This window comes from Ginsengibacter hankyongi (assembly GCF_008710285.1).
In the GTDB taxonomy this organism is placed as follows: domain Bacteria; phylum Bacteroidota; class Bacteroidia; order Chitinophagales; family Chitinophagaceae; genus Ginsengibacter; species Ginsengibacter hankyongi.
Map to the genome: position 1 here is coordinate 372,547 of NZ_VYQF01000003.1, position 18,169 is coordinate 390,715.

The 18,169-nt window shown below is 37.1% G+C and carries 13 protein-coding genes; 9 read left to right on the forward strand and 4 right to left on the reverse strand.

Features of this window, described 5'->3' with window-relative positions:
- Positions 1-27 precede the first annotated feature (27 nt).
- The 6 genes from FW778_RS13900 to FW778_RS13920 all read left to right on the forward strand — a co-directional run bounded on the left by FW778_RS13900 (position 28) and on the right by FW778_RS13920 (position 10,647).
- On the forward strand, positions 28-1,281 hold the full coding sequence (locus tag FW778_RS13900; RefSeq protein ID WP_150415359.1) for a TolC family protein: 1,254 nt from the start codon (positions 28-30) through the stop codon (positions 1,279-1,281).
- 27 nt (positions 1,282-1,308) lie between these two features.
- Positions 1,309-2,241 (forward strand): efflux RND transporter periplasmic adaptor subunit, encoded by a 933-nt coding sequence (locus FW778_RS13905; RefSeq protein WP_150415360.1) that lies wholly within the window; start codon positions 1,309-1,311, stop codon positions 2,239-2,241.
- A 138-nt stretch (positions 2,242-2,379) separates the two neighbouring features.
- Positions 2,380-5,424, forward strand: coding sequence for an efflux RND transporter permease subunit (locus FW778_RS13910; protein WP_150415361.1), 3,045 nt, complete (start codon positions 2,380-2,382; stop codon positions 5,422-5,424).
- Between the two features lie 2,438 nt (positions 5,425-7,862).
- Entirely contained in the window at positions 7,863-8,018 is a 156-nt protein-coding gene (locus tag FW778_RS23160; protein ID WP_202552245.1) for a hypothetical protein, read from the forward strand.
- A gap of 267 nt (positions 8,019-8,285) precedes the next feature.
- Positions 8,286-8,747 (forward strand): IS200/IS605 family transposase, encoded by a 462-nt coding sequence (tnpA, locus tag FW778_RS13915; protein ID WP_150415362.1) that lies wholly within the window; start codon positions 8,286-8,288, stop codon positions 8,745-8,747.
- Between the two features lie 364 nt (positions 8,748-9,111).
- Positions 9,112-10,647: a glycosyltransferase family 39 protein gene (locus tag FW778_RS13920; protein ID WP_150415363.1), complete on the forward strand. Its 1,536-nt coding sequence runs from the start codon at positions 9,112-9,114 to the stop codon at positions 10,645-10,647.
- A 42-nt stretch (positions 10,648-10,689) separates the two neighbouring features.
- Here FW778_RS13920 and FW778_RS13925 read toward each other — a convergent pair whose 3' ends face one another.
- The 3 genes from FW778_RS13925 to FW778_RS13935 are packed head-to-tail and all read right to left on the reverse strand — an operon-like array spanning position 10,690 to position 13,996.
- Entirely contained in the window at positions 10,690-11,508 is an 819-nt protein-coding gene (locus FW778_RS13925) for a phytanoyl-CoA dioxygenase family protein (RefSeq protein ID WP_150415364.1), read from the reverse strand.
- A 31-nt stretch (positions 11,509-11,539) separates the two neighbouring features.
- Entirely contained in the window at positions 11,540-13,186 is a 1,647-nt protein-coding gene (locus FW778_RS13930; RefSeq protein ID WP_150415365.1) for a glutamine--tRNA ligase/YqeY domain fusion protein, read from the reverse strand.
- A 30-nt stretch (positions 13,187-13,216) separates the two neighbouring features.
- A complete protein-coding gene (locus tag FW778_RS13935) occupies positions 13,217-13,996 on the reverse strand; it encodes a (Fe-S)-binding protein (RefSeq protein WP_150415366.1) in 780 nt (259 codons plus the stop codon).
- Positions 13,997-14,095: 99 nt separating this feature from the next.
- On the opposite strand from FW778_RS13935, the gene FW778_RS13940 reads away from it, so the two are divergent.
- Genes FW778_RS13940 through FW778_RS13950 form a run of 3 tightly spaced genes read left to right on the forward strand, consistent with a single transcriptional unit; the run spans position 14,096 to position 16,424 of the window.
- Positions 14,096-15,142, forward strand: coding sequence for a hypothetical protein (locus tag FW778_RS13940; RefSeq protein ID WP_150415367.1), 1,047 nt, complete (start codon positions 14,096-14,098; stop codon positions 15,140-15,142).
- A 60-nt stretch (positions 15,143-15,202) separates the two neighbouring features.
- Positions 15,203-15,748 carry a YceI family protein gene (locus FW778_RS13945; RefSeq protein WP_202552246.1) on the forward strand — a complete coding sequence of 182 codons (546 nt, stop codon included), beginning with the start codon at positions 15,203-15,205 and terminating at the stop codon, positions 15,746-15,748.
- Positions 15,749-15,755: 7 nt separating this feature from the next.
- Positions 15,756-16,424: a LysE family translocator gene (locus FW778_RS13950; RefSeq protein WP_150415369.1), complete on the forward strand. Its 669-nt coding sequence runs from the start codon at positions 15,756-15,758 to the stop codon at positions 16,422-16,424.
- A gap of 40 nt (positions 16,425-16,464) precedes the next feature.
- On the opposite strand, the gene FW778_RS13955 is transcribed toward FW778_RS13950, so the two are convergent.
- On the reverse strand, positions 16,465-18,090 hold the full coding sequence (locus FW778_RS13955; RefSeq protein ID WP_150415370.1) for a L,D-transpeptidase family protein: 1,626 nt from the start codon (positions 18,088-18,090) through the stop codon (positions 16,465-16,467).
- Positions 18,091-18,169: the final 79 nt, after the last annotated feature.

Here is an 18,169-nt window from a genome sequence, read left to right on the forward strand (position 1 = left end):
CTTTTTATTATCATATTGTTGTTTTAAATGTCTAAAAAATTATCTTTCTTTTTTTTCTTATTTATTATACCTGTATTCTTATTCAGCCAGGCGAAAGACCTCTCCTATTATATAAACAATTCTCTTTCTAACAGTCCGCAGTTATACGAATACAATAACCTTATTGCGTCTAACCGCATAGACAGTGAGCTAATAGTTGCGGGCAATAGGTTCCAGGTTACGGGAAACAGCAATTCGTACTATGCCCCCATTATCAACGGCTATGGATATGACGTAGCGATTACTAACGGGCAGCAGCTGGAGGCCTTAGTAGCGGTGAACAAGCAAATTTATAATAAACGAAATTTAAGCTTGCAGTTTGAAAACCTTCGGCTGCAAAGAGATTCGTTGCATGTATCATCTGCTATAACTACACAGGATATACGAAGATCGGTCATCTCCCAATACATAACCGCTTATGGGGATCAGCTTCAGCTCGATTTTAATGATGAAGTAATTGCTTTGCTCGCTAAAGAAGATTCCGTTTTAGAGAAACTTACACAAAAGAACGTATATAAGCAGGCGGATTATTTATCTTTCCTGGTAACGCTTCAGCAGCAACAGCTAACCCGCAGCCAGCTTGCCGTACAATATAAAAATGATTATGCTCTTTTAAATTACCTGGCCGGGATTGTGGACACCGCCACCATGAGGCTGGCAGAACCTGCAATAACAGCTGTTACAAACCTCGTTTATGATAGCTCTGCCTTTTTACTTAAATACCAAATTGACAGTCTTCGTCTTTTAAATCAAAGATCCCTGGTTAATATAGCCTATCGCCCTAAAGTAAGTCTGTTTGCAGATGCCGGTTACCAGTCAACATTAACGATTGCTCCTTATAAAAACTTCGGAACCAACATTGGCATCAACCTCAGCATCCCTATTTATGACGGGCATCAGAAACAATTGCAATACACGAAAATAAATATTGCAGAACGAACCCGGCAAAGGCAGAAGGAATTCTTCACCAACCAGCTACAACAGCAGGTGCAGCAATTGCAGCAGCAGCTAACATCACTTGAAAGCCTTAACGGTCCTATAAATAAGCAAATTAATTACCTGGAAACATTAATCAGCGTGAATGGAAAATTACTGGAAACAGGAGATATAAAAATTACAGATTATGTGCTGGCGTTAAATAATTATATTACTTCAAGAAATCTTGTAGTGCAGAATAGGATAGCAAAATTCCAGATCATTAATCAATTGAATTACTGGAATACTAACACTAATACTAAATGAAAGACGAAGAATTATAAAATGTAACTCATGAAAAAAATTTCTGAAACAGGTATTTTACTTTTCTTTTATTTAGCAATACTCACAATTGGCTGTGGGCAAAAGAACACATCCGATAATGATGAAGCAACGGTACAGCCACGAACACCCGTAACCGTTACTTCAATGAGCTATGATCCATTAAAGGAATACATTGAACTAAATGCAACTTCATCCTTCCTTCAAAAAAGTTATATAAAATCAAACCTGGTTGGTTATGTAAAAAAAGTAAATGTAAAAATTGGCGACTACGTAAATAAGGGGCAAACTTTATTTGTTTTAAAAACCAAAGAAGCAGAAGCCATCGGCAATTCTGTAAACAAGCTGAATCCTGATTTTAAATTTTCAGGAGTAAATTCTATTCCTGCAAACACCAATGGCTTTATTGCAGAACTTAATCACCAGGAAGGTGATTATGTGCAGGATGGCGAACAACTGGCAGTAATAAGTGATTCGAAAAGTTTTGCATTTATCATGAACGTGCCTTATGAAGATATGCCTTATGTATCTGTTGGTAAAACTGTTGAAATCTTATTGCCGGATAAAGAGCGGTTAACAGGAATAGTTAGTTCGCCAATGCCGACGATGGATTCTGTATCGCAAACTCAAACCTTTGCAGTAAAGGCCAATGTTTCACATACTATTCCTCAGAATTTGGTAGCTGTAATAAGAATTGTGAAAGTATCTAAAACAACCGCTGCGACTCTGCCTAAAAACTCAGTCTTGTCCAATGAAACACAGTCGGAGTTTTGGGTTATGAAAATGATCAATGACACTACGGCCGTTAAGGTTCCTGTAAAAAAAGGAATAGAAAGTGGTGACAGGGTCGAAATTATTTCACCGCAATTTTCGCCTACAGATAAAATATTATTAAGTGGTAACTATGGACTTGAGGATACTGCATTGGTAATTGTAAATAAATAGAAACAGTCGATGTGCAATATGAAATTGCTTATTGTTATATGACTAAATTATTAAAAAAATACACTAAGATTTCCTTATAAATCCTTTTCCCTCCTTTGAGTTTACCGAAGGATGAAGAGGGTTAGAGTAAGGCCGGTTATGAAAAATTATTTTACCACACATAAAAGCCCTTTAACTGTTCTCCTCTTTATGTTGATAGCAGGCGGGTTATTTGCATATACCAAATTGCAAACTTCCCTCTTTCCTGAAATTACTTTTCCCAAAATAAAAATTATTGCAGATGCCGGCTTACAGCCGGTTGATAAAATGATGGTAACCGTTACGCGCCCATTGGAAAATGCCATCAAGCAGGTGCCTGAATTAGTTGATATACGAAGTTCAACCAGCCGGGGAAGTTGTGAAATATCTGCGTATATGGCCTGGAAGGCAAATATTGATCTTAGCCAGCAACAAATAGAAGCAAGGATTGCAGAAATAAGAAACAGTTTACCAGCTGAAGTAAACATTACTGTTGAGAAAATGAACCCATCTATTTTACCAGTAATGGGTTATTCAGTAGAAAGTCATGAGCTCTCCCCTATTGAACTAAAAGAACTGGCAATATATACGATAAAGCCCTACCTGAGCCAGGTTCCGGGAGTTTCTGAAATCAGGATAACAGGAGGTAAATCAAAAGAGTTCAGGGTGAATCTCAACCTTCAAAAGATGAGCACCCTCTCCGTAACCCCTGATGCTATAAACACTGCGCTTGCACAAACGAATTTTATAAAATCAAATGGTTATCTGTCAGATTACAACTATCTCTACCTAACGGTTACAGATGCGTCTGTTCAATCTCTCGATGAATTAAAAAGTGTTGTTGTAAGTAATAATTCAAAACGCATTGTAAAACTGCAGGATATAGCTGATGTACAAATAAGCGAAGCTGTTGAATACATAAAAATAAATGCCAATGGAAAGGAAGGTTTATTGTTAGGTGTGATTAAACAACCCAACAGTAACCTGGTTGATGTATCGAAGCAAATGGAAGATAAGATCAGGCAGTTAAGGAAAATTCTGCCAAAAGACGTTACCATAAAACCATATTATATCCAGGCCGATTTTGTAAATGAATCAGTAAAAAGCGTTACAGATAGTTTATGGATAGGCCTTGCATTGGCAATTATTGTTGCCATGATTTTTCTTCGCTCATTTAAGGCAAGCGCTACTATTTTAATAACCATACCTATTACCCTTGGCACTACTTTAATAGCGCTTTACGGAGTGGGCTACACGCTGAATATAATGACGCTCGGCGCTATTGCTGCTGCAATAGGTTTAATCATCGATGATGCGATTGTAGTTGTTGAACAAATTCATCGCACACATGAAGAAAACCCTGGTGATGAATATAAAAATATTGTTCACAATGCCATTAAGTATTTGTTTCCGGCAATGGTTGGTTCTTCTCTAAGTACCATCGTTATATTTATTCCATTCATGTTAATGAGTGGAGTTGCCGGCGCTTATTTTAATGTACTTACCAATACGATGATCATCACATTGGTTTGTTCCTTTTTTGTAACATGGATTGGGTTGCCGGTTGTATACTTATGGTTTAGCCGCAAAAAGAAATCCTTCGACAAGCTCAGGATAAAAGAAGAAGAGCAGCATACAGTTAAAAAACAACAATGGGTTTCATGGTTTATTATGCGGCCATGGATCAGTTTTATTCTTGTTGCCGGATTAATCGCTGCAATCGTTTTGATTTTGCCCCAACTGCAAACAGGTTTTTTACCCGAGATGGATGAAGGAAGCATTGTAATGGATTATGCGTCTATCCCGGGAACTTCACTAACAGAAACTGATAAAGAATTACGGACAATAGAAAAAATAATTATTGCAGACCCTGAAGTGGAAGCTTATTCAAGGCGAACCGGAACCCAAATGGGATTTTTCATTACCGAGCCTAACACAGGCGATTACCTGATACAATTAAAAAAGAACCGGAAGAAAACAACTGACCAGGTTATTGAAGAACTGAGAAAGCAGATTGAATCTTCTCAACCCGCACTCAGGGTAGATTTTGGACAAGTTATAGCAGATATGCTCGGTGACCTGATGACATCCGTTCAGCCAATTGAAATAAAAATTTTCGGAAATGACAAACAGAAGCTGCATGAACTTGCGAGGCAGGTAAACAAGGTTGTTAAAGATACTAAAGGCACCGCAGATGCTTTTGATGGAATTGTTATTGCAGGACCTTCTATAAGTGTTAATCCTGATTATACAAAACTTAGCCAGTTCGGTATCACACCTGCCAATCTTCAATACCAGGTGCAGGCATCGCTGGAAGGAAATTTAATCGGTAGTATTTATGATAAAGACCGCGTTTACCCCGTACGGTTAGTTTATCCCGGCAGCAGGCAAATGAGTGTGGATGACCTTAAAAAATTACAGATATTCTTACCGGGTGGCGGGTTAAAATCTATAAGCGAACTTGCAACAATAGAAGTTAACCAGGGCGATGCAGAGATACAAAGAGAAAACCTCCAATCAATGGGCGTGGTTACGGCAAGGCTTGAGAACCGCGACCTTGGCAGCACGATAAAAGATATTAAAGCTAATATAAATAAGCAGGTACATCTTCCGCAAGGTTATACCATTGAATATGGCGGTGAATATGAACAGCAGCAAAAATCGTTTTCTGAATTATTATTGATTTTAATTTCCTCAAGTATTCTTGTGTTTGGTGTTATTCTCTTTTTGTTTAAAAGTATAAAAACAGCGCTTGCCATTTTAGTTATTGCTGTATTAGGTATCGCAGGAAGTTATATTGCGTTATTCATTACTCACACTCCTTTGAACGTAGGAAGTTATACGGGGCTTATTATGATCGTTGGAATTATAGGCGAAAATTCCATCTTTACCTACCTGCAGTTTAAAGAAACGTTACCCGAAAAATCTGTTGATGATTCTATTGTTTATGCCATCTCTACACGTTTAAGGCCAAAGCTAATGACTGCATTGGGAGCCATCATTGCTTTAATGCCCCTGGCATTGGGAATAGGCGCCGGAGCACAATTGCATCAGCCCTTAGCCATTGCCGTTATAGGCGGGTTTTTAATTGCGCTTCCTCTCCTGCTTATAGTTTTGCCAAGTATGCTAAGGTTGTTGTATAAAAATTATCAACATAAAACTTAACCTATCGATACTGAAATTTTGAAAAGTGTGTTATATATTACCGGGTATGTAATATGCCTAATCCAAATTCTAATTATTTTTCAGAGGTCATATTACTCAATAAGAATATTTTATTGGTAGTTAAGTTGAAAAGTATGTTCGTTTAGTAAGATATGCTTTCACGGAACTAATTTAGTACAAAACGTTCCTACGGAACGAACAGCCATATTTACATTCAACTACCCATAAAATGTTCCTACGGAACAAATAATTTACCAAAGGGACCGGGACGTCGTTAATTAAAAAAAAGTAACCGTGCTTCCGGACCGGGTGGATTCTCATAATAGACTATCAACTAAAAAGGAATATGATTGTGTATCTAAGTGGTTGAATGTTTAAAGAAAAGGGAGACACGATTCTAACGGGAATGTAATGATGCATAATGAATGCATAATTCTTTTTTTGAAGTACTATTGTTCCGTAGGAACATTTTATGGGTAGCAAACAAATCGAAGAGCAACTTCGTTCCGTAGGAACGTTTAGTGTAATTTCTCCTAAATTTAAATAATTAATTATTTAAAAAAGGACACATGCCAAATACCTATTTTAAATTACATATTCAGTTTGTCTTTGCTGTAAAATATCGGACCGCAGTCATAAATAAAGAAAGGAAAGAAGATGTGCTATTGTTCCATAGGTACATTTTGTTGGTAGTAAATAAGTTGAAAAGTATGTTCGTCCCGAAGGATATATTTTTAAGGAAGTAATTTAGTACAAAACGTTCCTACGGAACGAACAGCCATACTTAAATTCAACTACCCATAAAATGTTCCTACGGAACAAATAATTAGCAAAGGGACCGGGACGTCGTTAATTAAAAAAAGTAAACGTGCTTCCGGGCCAGGTGGATTCTCATAATAGACTATCAACTAAAAAGGAATATGATTGCCTATTTAAGTGGTTCAATGTTTAAATAAAAGGCAGACACGATTTTAACGGGAATGTAATGATGCATAATGAAAGTATAATTCTTTTTTTGAAGTGCTATTGTTCCGTAGGAACATCTTGTTGGTAGCAAATAAGTTGAAAAGTATGTTCGTCCAGAAGGATATATTTTTAAGGAACTAATTTAGTACAAAACGTTCCTACGGAACGAACAGCCATACTTACATTCAACTACCCAAAAATGTTCCTACGGAACAAATAATTAGCAAAGGGACCGGGACGTCGTTAATTAAAAAAAGTAAACGTGCTTCCGGACCGGGTGGATTCTCATAATAGACTATCAACTAAAAAGGAATATGATTGTGTATCTAAGTGGTTGAATGTTTAAAGAAAAGGGAGACACGATTCTAACGGGAATGTAATGATGCATAATGAATGCATAATTCTTTTTTTGAAGTACTATTGTTCCGTAGGAACATTTTATGGGTAGCAAACAAATCGAAAAGCAACTTCGTTCCGTAGGAACGTTTAGTGTAATTTCTCCTAAATTTAAATAATTAATTATTTAAAAAAGGAAACATGCCAAATACCTATTTTAAATTACATATTCAGTTTGCCTTTGCTGTAAAATATCGGACCGCAGTCATAAATAAAGAAAGGAAAGAAGATGTGCTATTGTTCCATAGGTACATTTTGTTGGTAGTAAATAAGTTGAAAAGTATGTTCGTCTGAAGGATATATTTTTAAGGAACTAATTTAGTACAAAACGTTCTATGGAACGGACAGCCATACTTACATTCAACTACCAATAAAATGTTCCTACGGAACAAAAATATTTAGCAAAAGCAATGCGATGTCGGCAATTAAAAAAAGTAAACGTTCTGCCCGCGGCCGGGTGTACTCTCATAAAAGACTATTAGCTAAAAAGGAATAGGATTGTGTATATAATTTGTTGAATGTTTAAAGAAAAGGCAGACACGATTTTAACTGGAATGTAATGATGCATAATGAAAGCATAATTCTTTTTTTGAAGTGCTATTGTTCCGTAGGAACATCTTGTTGGTAGTAAATAAGTTGAAAAGTATGGTCATTTAGTATGATATATTTTCAAGGAACTAATTTAGTACAAAACGTTCCTACGGAACGAACAACCATACTTACATTCAACTACCCATAAAATGTTCCTACGGAACAAAAATATTTTGCAAAAGGATCGGAGGTCGTCAATTAAAAAAAGTAAACGGTTCTGCCGGGCCTGGGCTATTCTCATAATAGACTATCAACTAAAAAGAAATATGATTGAGTAGATAAGTGGTTGAATGTTTTAAGAAAAGGCAGACATTATATTAACGGGCAAGTAATGATACCTAATCAAAGTATAATTATTTGTTGAGGTGCTATTGTTCCATAGGAACATTTTGTTGGTAGTAAATAAATTGAAAAGTAAGTTCGTTCCGTAGGAACGTTTAGTATAATTTCTCCTACATGTAAACAATTATTTTAAAAAAGAATACATGCCAAATACTTATTTTAAATTACATATCCAGTTTGTCGTTGCTGTAAAATATCGGACCGCACTCATAAATAAAGAATGGAAAGAAGATGTGCTATTGTTCCATAGGTACATTTTGTTGGTAGTAAATAAGTTGAAAAGTGGGTTCGTTCCGTAGGAACGTTTAGTGTAATTTCTCCTACATGTAAACAATTATTTTAAAAAAGAATACACGCCAAATACCTATTTTAAATTACATATCCAGTTTGTCGTTGCTGTAAAATATCGGACCGCACTCATAAATAAAGAATGGAAAGAAGATGTGCTATTGTTCCATAGGAACATTTTGTTGGTAGTAAATAAATTGAAAAGTAGGTTCGTTCCGTAGGAACGTTTAGTATAATTTCTCCTAAATTTAAACAATTAATTATTTACAAAAGGATACATGCCAAATACCTATTTTAAATTACATATCCAGTTTGTCTTTGCCGTAAAATATCGCGCCGCACTCATACATAAAGAATGGAAAGAAGATTTACATAAATATATGACGGGCATTTTTCAACAGAATAATCACAAGATGCTACAAATAAATAGCATGCCCGATCATATTCACGTTTTTATTGGAATGCGGCCTCATCAATCCATTTCTGCGTTAATTCAAAATGTAAAAACAGAAAGCAGTAAATGGGTAAAAGCCCAAAAATTCTGTAAAGGTTCTTTTGGTTGGCAGGAAGGTTATGGCGCATTTTCCTATTCAGCAAGCCACGTGCCTGATGTAATACGTTATATCCAAAACCAGGAAATTCATCATCGTAAGGAGACATTTTTGGATGAATATCGAAAAATGCTAAAATTATTTGACGTAGAATATGACGAGCAATATATTTTTGAGGAACTAATTTAGTACAAAACGTTCCTACGGAACGAACACCCATGCTTACATTTACTACCCATAAAATATTCCTACGGAACAAAAAAATTAGCAAAACAACCGGAATGTCGTCAATTAAAAAGTGTAGATTATAGAACCCCAAAAAATGAATTAGCCTTTAAAAAGAGTGCCATATATTTATGCTTACCTGTTAGTAACGTTGATTAACCGCAGCATTAAAAATTTACAACAAGGATGCGAATCAAAATCTGTATAATATTTGTTTAATATCATTTTTGTTTTGAGGCAACCAATTTAAAATTACCAGAAATGCCTCCTGGTAAAAAATAATTTCTGATTAACCAACGTTTTGTAATTTTCTATAAACAAAACCAGGATGAAGAGAACCAGGAATTTTATCTATCTGCTTGCTGTTATCAAATTTATTGTTCCCTATCTATTACAAAATAATTATTACGAGCCTCACCGCGATGAATTTTTATACCTGGCAGAAGGGCATCACCTGGCCTTTGGCTTTATGGAAGTACCGCCGTTACTTTCCATTTTTGCCTGGCTTACCCATTTGTTTGGTGGCGGAATGTTTTGGATAAAATTCTGGCCCAACTTATTCGGTGTGCTTACATTTATTATGACTGCTAAAATTGTTCAAAAACTGGGCGGTGGACTGTTTGCTATCTTCCTGGCATTTCTTCCGTTTATTTTCGGAGCCTACCTTCGCCTCTTCTTTTTGTTTCAACCCAACCCACCGGAGATTTTTTTCTGGACACTAATTGCGTACAGTGTTCTCCGTTATATTCAGATGGAAAAAAATAAATACTTATATATCCTCGGTATTAGCATCGGGCTGGGAATGATCAGTAAATATTCCGTTGCAGTTTTTGCTGTAAGCATTTTAGCCGGGCTGTTACTTACACCGCAAAGAAAAATATTTGCCAACAGGCATTTGTATTATGCGGGCATAATTGCATTGCTTATTTTTCTGCCAACCTCATTGTGGGAATACAACCATCATTTTCCAATAGTTGTTCACATGAAGCAGCTTAACGACACCCAACTTCGGTATGTGGGCCCGGCAGGCTTTTTAGCAGACCAGTTATTAATGAATATCCCCTGCGTTTTTATTTGGCTTGCAGGCTTGTACTTTACCGGGTTTTCTTATAAAGGAAAAAAATACCGGGCATTTGCATGGGCTTATGTTTTTGTAATAACGTTACTGCTGGTTCTTCATGGAAAAAATTATTATGCACTTGGCGTTTATCCTGTACTGTTAGCTTTTGGCGCATATCATCTTGAAAAGTTTTCCGAAAGCCGCTTAAAAATATGGAGATATGTTTTTGTAATAATCCCCTTTATATTAGGAGTTTTATTTATCCCGATTATGCTGCCTGTTGCCAAACCGGAAAGTTTAGCAAAATATTACGAGGTAATGAACACTGCAAAAACAGGCCTTTTAAAATGGGAAGATCTTAAAAACCACCCATTGCCACAGGATTTTGCCGATATGCTTGGATGGGAAGAGATGACTCAAAAAATGGCAAATGCCTATAACAGTTTAGACAGTAACGACAAAGCACACACGTTTTTATTTTGCGATAATTATGGCGAAGCCGGCGCAGTAAATTATTACCGGTATAAATACAACCTTCCGGAGGTATATGGTGATAACGGAAGCTTTTTATATTGGATGCCGCGAAATGAGCATATTGATAATTTGATCTTAATAACAGATGACCAGGAGGAAATGCAACACCCGTTTGTGAAAGATTTTAAATCGGCAGTCGTTACCGATAGTGTAACCAATATTTATGCAAGAGAAAGAGGAACGCTTATCATTTTATTTAAAGGATCCAATGACGCATTTAATAAAATGTTCCGGGAAAAAATTGAAGATGACTATAATAAATTCAAATAGCATTTGCTACCATACTATACTTTAGTTGCATTTGCCAATAACTCAATTTTCATATAACACAGGATTAATAGGCGTATCGATTTGCTTTCCTACCTCGGCACCGGGGCACCAGGTTTCCCAGTCAAGCAACTGGTTTTTATTTTCCGGCTGTTTCAAAACCATATCCTTATCCATATAAATCATGGTCATTACGCTTCTCATTTTGTCCGTGTTATTGGCGCCTGCCCTGTGAAACAACCAACCCTTGTGGAAACTTACTTCGCCAAGATCAAAGGGTTCAACAACATGTTCAAACCCTTCCCTGGCAAGTGTTTCCTTGAGTATCTGCTGGCTCTCATCCCCTATTTCCTTATCCCTGCCGGTGGTTAACTTAAAGCTCTCCGAACTAAATTCAAGCGGTCCCATTTCAAGAGGTGTTTCCTGCAAAGGAATCCATACAGTTACGGTGGAATCACTTGCCAACGGCCAGTAATATTGGTCTGCATGCCACGGCGTTATTCCTCCGCCTGGTTCTTTATACAAAGCCTGGTCATGATACAATCTTACGCCATCAACACCTAGCAAATCGGCGGCTATTTTTGCAAGGCGCTTACTAAAAACGATTTCCTTTACCGGTTCCGATTTTGTCCAGATATTCATGATTTGCAAAAACGCTTTGCCATATGTGTCTCTTTCCGCCAAAGGAAGGTGCTGTGTATTTAATCTCTGTACCTCTTTTGAAATAGTTTCATTTAAATAAGCAATTGTTTCCGGGGAAAACACATTTTTTAATTTGATAAAACCATTTTGCTTAAAAAAACTTACCTGCCCTGGTGCAAGTGTAAACGGTTCCTGAAGTTCTAAATTAATATTATGTGGCATGTTATTCATTATTAAAAAAATTAAAGTACACTCATTTCTTAAAACTATCTTTTAATGTAACGGTACGGTTAAATACCATTTCGCCGGGCTTTGACTCTCTGTCTACACAAAAATATCCATGGCGGATAAACTGAAATTTTTCGCCTTCAACAGCATGTTGTAGTTGTGGCTCTACAAAAGCTCCGGGAATTATTTCCAATGAATGAGGATTGATAAAATTTTTAAAATCTCCTTCTTCCATTGCAGGATTCTCAACGGTAAACAATCGCTCATACAATCTTATCTCAGCCTTCGTTGCGTGTTTTACACTCAGCCAATGTATGGTTCCCTTTACATTAATGCCGCTTGTGTCGTGGTGACTTTTACTTTCAGGAATATAGGTAGCATGTATTTCTGTTACATTGCCATCGTTATCTTTTATAAAGCTATCACAGCGGATAATGTAAGCACTCTTGAGCCGCACCATAGCACCCGGGGCAAGCCTGAACCATTTTTTTACGGGCACTTCCATAAAATCTTCTTTTTCTATCCAAAGCTCTTTTGAAAAAGAAACGGTTCGCGTATTAGCAGGATCGTTGGGCAGGTTTTCAGAAACCAGTTCTTCTGTTTCGTTCTCATCATAATTGTCAATAATCAATTTCACCGGGTGAAGAACGGCCATAACACGGGGAGCAATAGCATTCAGTTCTTCACGAATGCAAAATTCAAGCAAACTGATGTCAATAAGGTTATCACGTCTGGCGACACCTATCTTGTCGCAAAAAGTTCTTATACTGGATGGCGTATAACCTTTGCGCCTAAACGCAGAAATGGTTGGCATTCGCGGATCGTCCCAACCTGAAACATAGCCTTCATTCACCAACTGCAGCAGCCTGCGTTTACTCATAACCGTATAGGTCATGTTAAGGCGTGCAAATTCATACTGGCGTGAAGGGAAAATTTCAAGATTATCGATATACCAGTCGTACAATTCACGATGCGGCACAAATTCCAGGGTGCAAATACTATGGGTAATATGCTCAATGCTGTCGCTTTGTCCATGCGCAAAATCATACATGGGGTAAATAACCCATTTATCTCCGGTGCGATGATGGTGCGCATGTTTGATGCGGTACATAATCGGGTCACGCATGTGCATGTTGATGGCCTTCATATCAATTTTAGCACGCAATACTTTTTCACCGTCCTTGAATTTGCCATTTTTCATTTGCTCAAAGAGCAAAAGGTTTTCTTCAATACTCCTGTTGCGGAATTCATTTTCAATACCGGGTTCTGTTGGGGTTCCCTTTTCCGCCGCAATCTTATCCGGGCTGCTGTCATCCACATACGCCAGCCCTTTTCGTATAAGCTTTACCGCGAGATTATATAATTCATCGAAATAATCGCTGCTATATAATTCATTTGCCCAGGTAAATCCCAGCCACTTCACATCAAACTTAATACTGTCAACATATTCAACATCTTCCGTTACCGGGTTGGTATCGTCAAAACGAAGATTAGTAGCACCTTTATATTTTTGTGCAAGGCCAAAATTGAGGCAAATACTTTTTGCATGGCCTATGTGCAAATAGCCATTGGGCTCGGGAGGAAATCTTGTTAAAATACTTTCGTACTTCCCTTTACCAAGATCTTCTTCAACTATTTCTTCAATAAAGTTTAAGCTTTTCTCTTCAGTCATATTCTTATTACATTACTTTTAATTTCTCACTTAATTCATGGATGCCGCAATAATTTCTGCAATGTCCAATACGGCAACGGTCTCTTCTTTTTCATTCAGCTTAACGCCATCTGTAAGCATGGTATTACAAAACGGGCAGGCCGAAGCGATAATGCCAGCGCCTGTTTCCAATGCCTCTCTTGTTCTTTCATTATTAATCCGGATGGTCCCTTTCTCTTCTTCTTTAAACATTTGAGCACCGCCTGCACCGCAACATAATCCATTGCTTTTGCAGCGTTTCATTTCCACTAATTCTGCATCTAACGCTTCCAATACTTTTCTCGGCGCTTCATAAATATCATTGGCTCTTCCCAGGTAACAACTATCATGATAGGTAATTTTTTTCCCTTTAAATGCTCCCTCCTCTTTCATTTTAATTTTACCATCATCAATTAATTGTTGCAAAAAAGTTGAATGATGTACCACTTCATATTTGCCTCCCAGTACCGGGTATTCATTTTTCAAAATATTAAAGCAATGCGGGCAGGCCGTTACAATTTTCTTTATTTGATAACCTTCAAGAACCTGTATATTCTGGTACGCCATCATTTGAAACATAAATTCATTTCCTGCCCTGCGTGCCGGGTCACCGGTGCACATTTCTTCTTTGCCCAATATAGCATAACTTACCCCAACCTTATCTAATATAGTTGCAAAAGCTTTTGTAATTTTTTGCGCCCGCTGGTCAAAACTCCCCGCACAGCCCACCCAAAATAAAATTTCAGGCACTTTATTTTCCGCCATCATTTCAGCCATCGTAGGAACATGCATTTCTAGACATTTTTAATGAGCTAAAATACAACAAACAATTTTGATGAATTATGTATGTTCAAAGGTTTAAAACTTATTTTTGCGCAGTTTAAAAATTAAGTGAATCTGATAAAGAAAATAAAAAACTGGGAACAGTGGCCGTTTAAAATATTATACGCTCCAATTGTTCCTGTGTGGGTTTGGTATATGATACGCTCGCGGGCTATCTGGTTCTTTACTCCCAGTAATCCGAAGCTCACCTTTGGCGGTATGGAAGGCGAGCCTAAAAAGGAAATGCATGATCTTTTACCTCCGCATTTATGCCCTGTATATTTTAATGTACAACCTTCAGAAGACTTTTCAGTTATATTAAAAAAGGTAAAAGAAAAAAATATTTCGTTTCCGTTAATAGTAAAGCCGGAAGTGGGCGGCCAGGGCATTTTGTTCAGGAAAATAAATAATGAAGAGCAATTAAAAAATTACCATGAGCAGGTGCCCGTGGAATATTTTGTACAGGAGTTTATAAAGTATGAATTAGAGGTAAGCCTTTTTTATTACCGGTATCCCAACGAGGATAAAGGTGTAATAACCGGTTTCCTGCAAAAGATTCCCATGCAGGTAACCGGCGACGGAATCCATACTTTGGAAGAATTGATTATGATGAATTCAAAGTCGGGAAAAAGGATTGAAGAACTTCGTTTACAACATGAATCCAATTTTAAAAGAGTAATAAAAGCAGGTGATAAATATATGTTAAGCTATGCGGCCAACCACAACCGTGGAGCCCAGTTTATCGATCTTAGAAGTGAAATCGATGAAAGACTTTTGAAAATATTAGATGAGATAAGCCACTCCGTTAATGATTTTTTTTATGGCAGGTACGACATCATGTGTAACTCAATCGAAGAATTAAAAGAAGGCAAAAATTTTGTTATACTCGAGTATAACGGTTGCGGAGCAGAGCCTAACCACTTTTATGATACCGGTTATACGTTGAAAAATGCGTGGAAAGAAATCTTAAAGCATTGGAAGGTTTTATACCAGATAAGCAGGTATAATTATAAAACCGGAATCGGCTACTGGTCCGCAGTAAAAGGATTTCGTTTTAGGATAGAAACAAAAAAACATTATAAAATAATGAAAGCAGCGGATAAAAAAATACCGTGAAACCGGCTGCGGGAGTGGGCAGGTATGACTCACCTTTCGATCTCTAAAGACTCTATGAATATGAAAAGATTATTGCCTTTTTTTTTCGCGTTTATAACTTCATCAATAGTTGCGCAAAAATATACGCCAACCGATGAAGGAAGTAAAGTGCATTTTATTATAAGAAATTTTGGTATTAAAACCGGTGGACAACTAACGGGCCTTAAAGGTGAAATATTATTTTTCACTACCGACGTCACTGCATGTCACTTTAATGTAAGCGTTGATGCGTCAACGGTAGACACTGATAATGGCAGTCGCGACGGACATCTAAAAGGAAGTGAATATTTTGATGCTGAAAAATTTCCTGAAATAACTATTACCTCAACAAGAATTGACAAGACCAATAAAACCGAAGAAGGCTTTTATTATTTTACCGGCAACCTTTCTTTGCATGGGATTACAAAACCCATTTCATTTCCATTCCGTGTTGAAAAAGAAAACGATGCGTATTTATTTACCGGCGAGTTTCAAATTAACCGGCTCGATTTTGGAGTTGGAAGCAGCAGTACTGTTTTAAGTAATACAGTAAATGTATCTTTATCCGTACTGGCAAAAAAGAGCTAAGCATTGTATGCGTCTTGTAAAAGTCTTTTTCTGGGGTATGCTGGTGAGTTTCTTAGGCTCACTTCCGTTAGGGACACTAAATGTTGCCGCCATGCAAATAAGTGTCCAGGAAAGCATACGGAATGCAATGTATTTTTCTCTTGGCTCATTGCTAACGGAAATGATTTACGTGCGGATCTCCCTGGTAGGCATAAACTGGATCCGCAAACAAAAAGTTCTCTTTAAATGGATGGAATGGATTGCGTTTGGCATTGTGCTGGCTCTTGCCGTAGGGAGTTTTATTGCAGCAACACATGAGAATCATGCAAAAAACGTAATGCTCAATAACAACATGCACCGCTTTGTGCTTGGGTTATTATTGAGCGCCATAAGCCCTATGCAGATTCCCTTCTGGTTTGGATGGAGCACTGTTTTGTTTTCAAAAAATATTCTTCAGCCAAAAAATTCATTCTATAATTTTTACATTTTGGGAATAGGGCTGGGAACTTTATTAGGTAATTGCGTGTTTATTTTCGGGGGCAAATACATTGTGCAAAGACTAAATGCCAATCAAAGTATTCTAAACCTGGCTATTGGCAGCATATTCGCAATTACCGCCGTCATTATGCTTATCAGAATTCTAATGCATAAAGATGCCGTTCAAAAAATAAGTACTATGGAGGAAAGAACAGGATGAATCGATAAATGCAGATTTCTCCTGCTGCTGCTTTGTACCCTTAATTTGTAAACATTTTTTCGGCGATCTCTTTATCATGACCATAAATGTCATTCCTGAAATTTAACCGGCCATTTTCGTCTACCCATGTTGTATAGTAGGTTATAAAAACAGGGGCGGGTGTTTTAAGTGAAACAAATTTCTCATCGCCACTATTCATGGCCTCGTTAATTTTTTCGGGAGTCCATTTTGGATCGTCCCGCAAAAGATAATCAGCGAGCTTTTCCGGTTCACTCAAGCGGATGCATCCATGGCTAAAAGCACGCACATTACTATTAAAAAGGCTCTTAGCGGGGGTATCATGAAAGTAAATATTAAAGCTGTTTGGGAACAAGAACTTTACTTTTCCAAGGGAGTTTTTATCACCGGGCTTTTGTCGTACAACGGGTAATCCATCCCGCTGGCCGGTTATTTCCATATTATTTTTTTCGAGATAATCTTTGTCTTCATTCATCGAAGGGACAATTTCTTTTTTTACAATACTTTCCGGGACATTCCAATAAGGGCTGAAAACAATTGTTGAAAGTCTATCAGAAAATATGGTCGTATTATGACCGTCTTTACCAACGACTACCTTCATATTAAATACATTATTTTTACCGTCATATACGTGCAACATAAATTCTGGTATATTCGCGATAAGCAACTCTCCATCAGGCTCCTGGGGCATCCATCTCATGCGGTTCATGTTAATCAGTATCTGTTTAACTCTTTCAATTGCCGGTACGTTCATTTCTTTTAAAACGGCAGATGAAATAATTCCATTAGGAGTTAAACCAAACCTCAGTTGAAAATTTTTAACAGCATCTACAAGTGTGTCATCATACGAAGCAGACGTGTCTGCCTGCGCAAGATCGCCTGTTGCGTTGAGGTATTTCTTTAACGCAATAACATCCGGGGATGAATGGCCCTTTTTTATTTTCGTTATGGATGCAGGTATGGCAGGCAAACCGCCGGCTTTTTGTATATCCGTATATTTTTTTAATTGTATCGAGAGATTTTTATATGATTGATTGACATCAGAAAAATATTTTTCGTCCTTGTGTTTTTTATTCAGCAACGAATCGGAAAGATAAATCGGGTCTTGTTTTTTAAAAGGTATAAACCTTTCCATTTCTTTTCTTTTCACATATCCCTTTTCATAATTACTCCTGGTAAAACTGATGAAATTTTCAGTAAGTGTTAATTCTGTATTAATAAACGAAGGATCAGAACTTTTAACCACCAGGCTATCGTTACTCATCAAATCGTCCATCCTGCCCTGCAACGCCTTTAAAGATTTCGAAGTATCTCCTTCATAATTTTTAAGACTCCAAAAGCCATATGCCTGTTCGGTTAAGCCATTTGTTGAAAACCAGGCAAATTCATAATTTCGGGTATTATAAAAGCTTCGCATATAACGTGCAAGAGAATCAGGCACATTTTTCTTTTGAATAAAATTTTCCAGGTTAGCACTATCTAAAAATAAATTGTTATATGCATTTTCATCCGTTATGCTGTAATCTCGCTTACTGATTTTCTTTTCTTTTGATTTTTTTTCTGCGTTTGAATTATTATCTGAATTATTGGTATTGCACGCTGTAATAAAAAGCAGGGATATGAGGATTACAAAATATATTTTCTTCATAGCCTGCCATACACAAAAGGCATGCCTAAGGTTTTTCTTTGAAAACTAGTTTTGAAATGTTACGGCAACATTTTTAAAT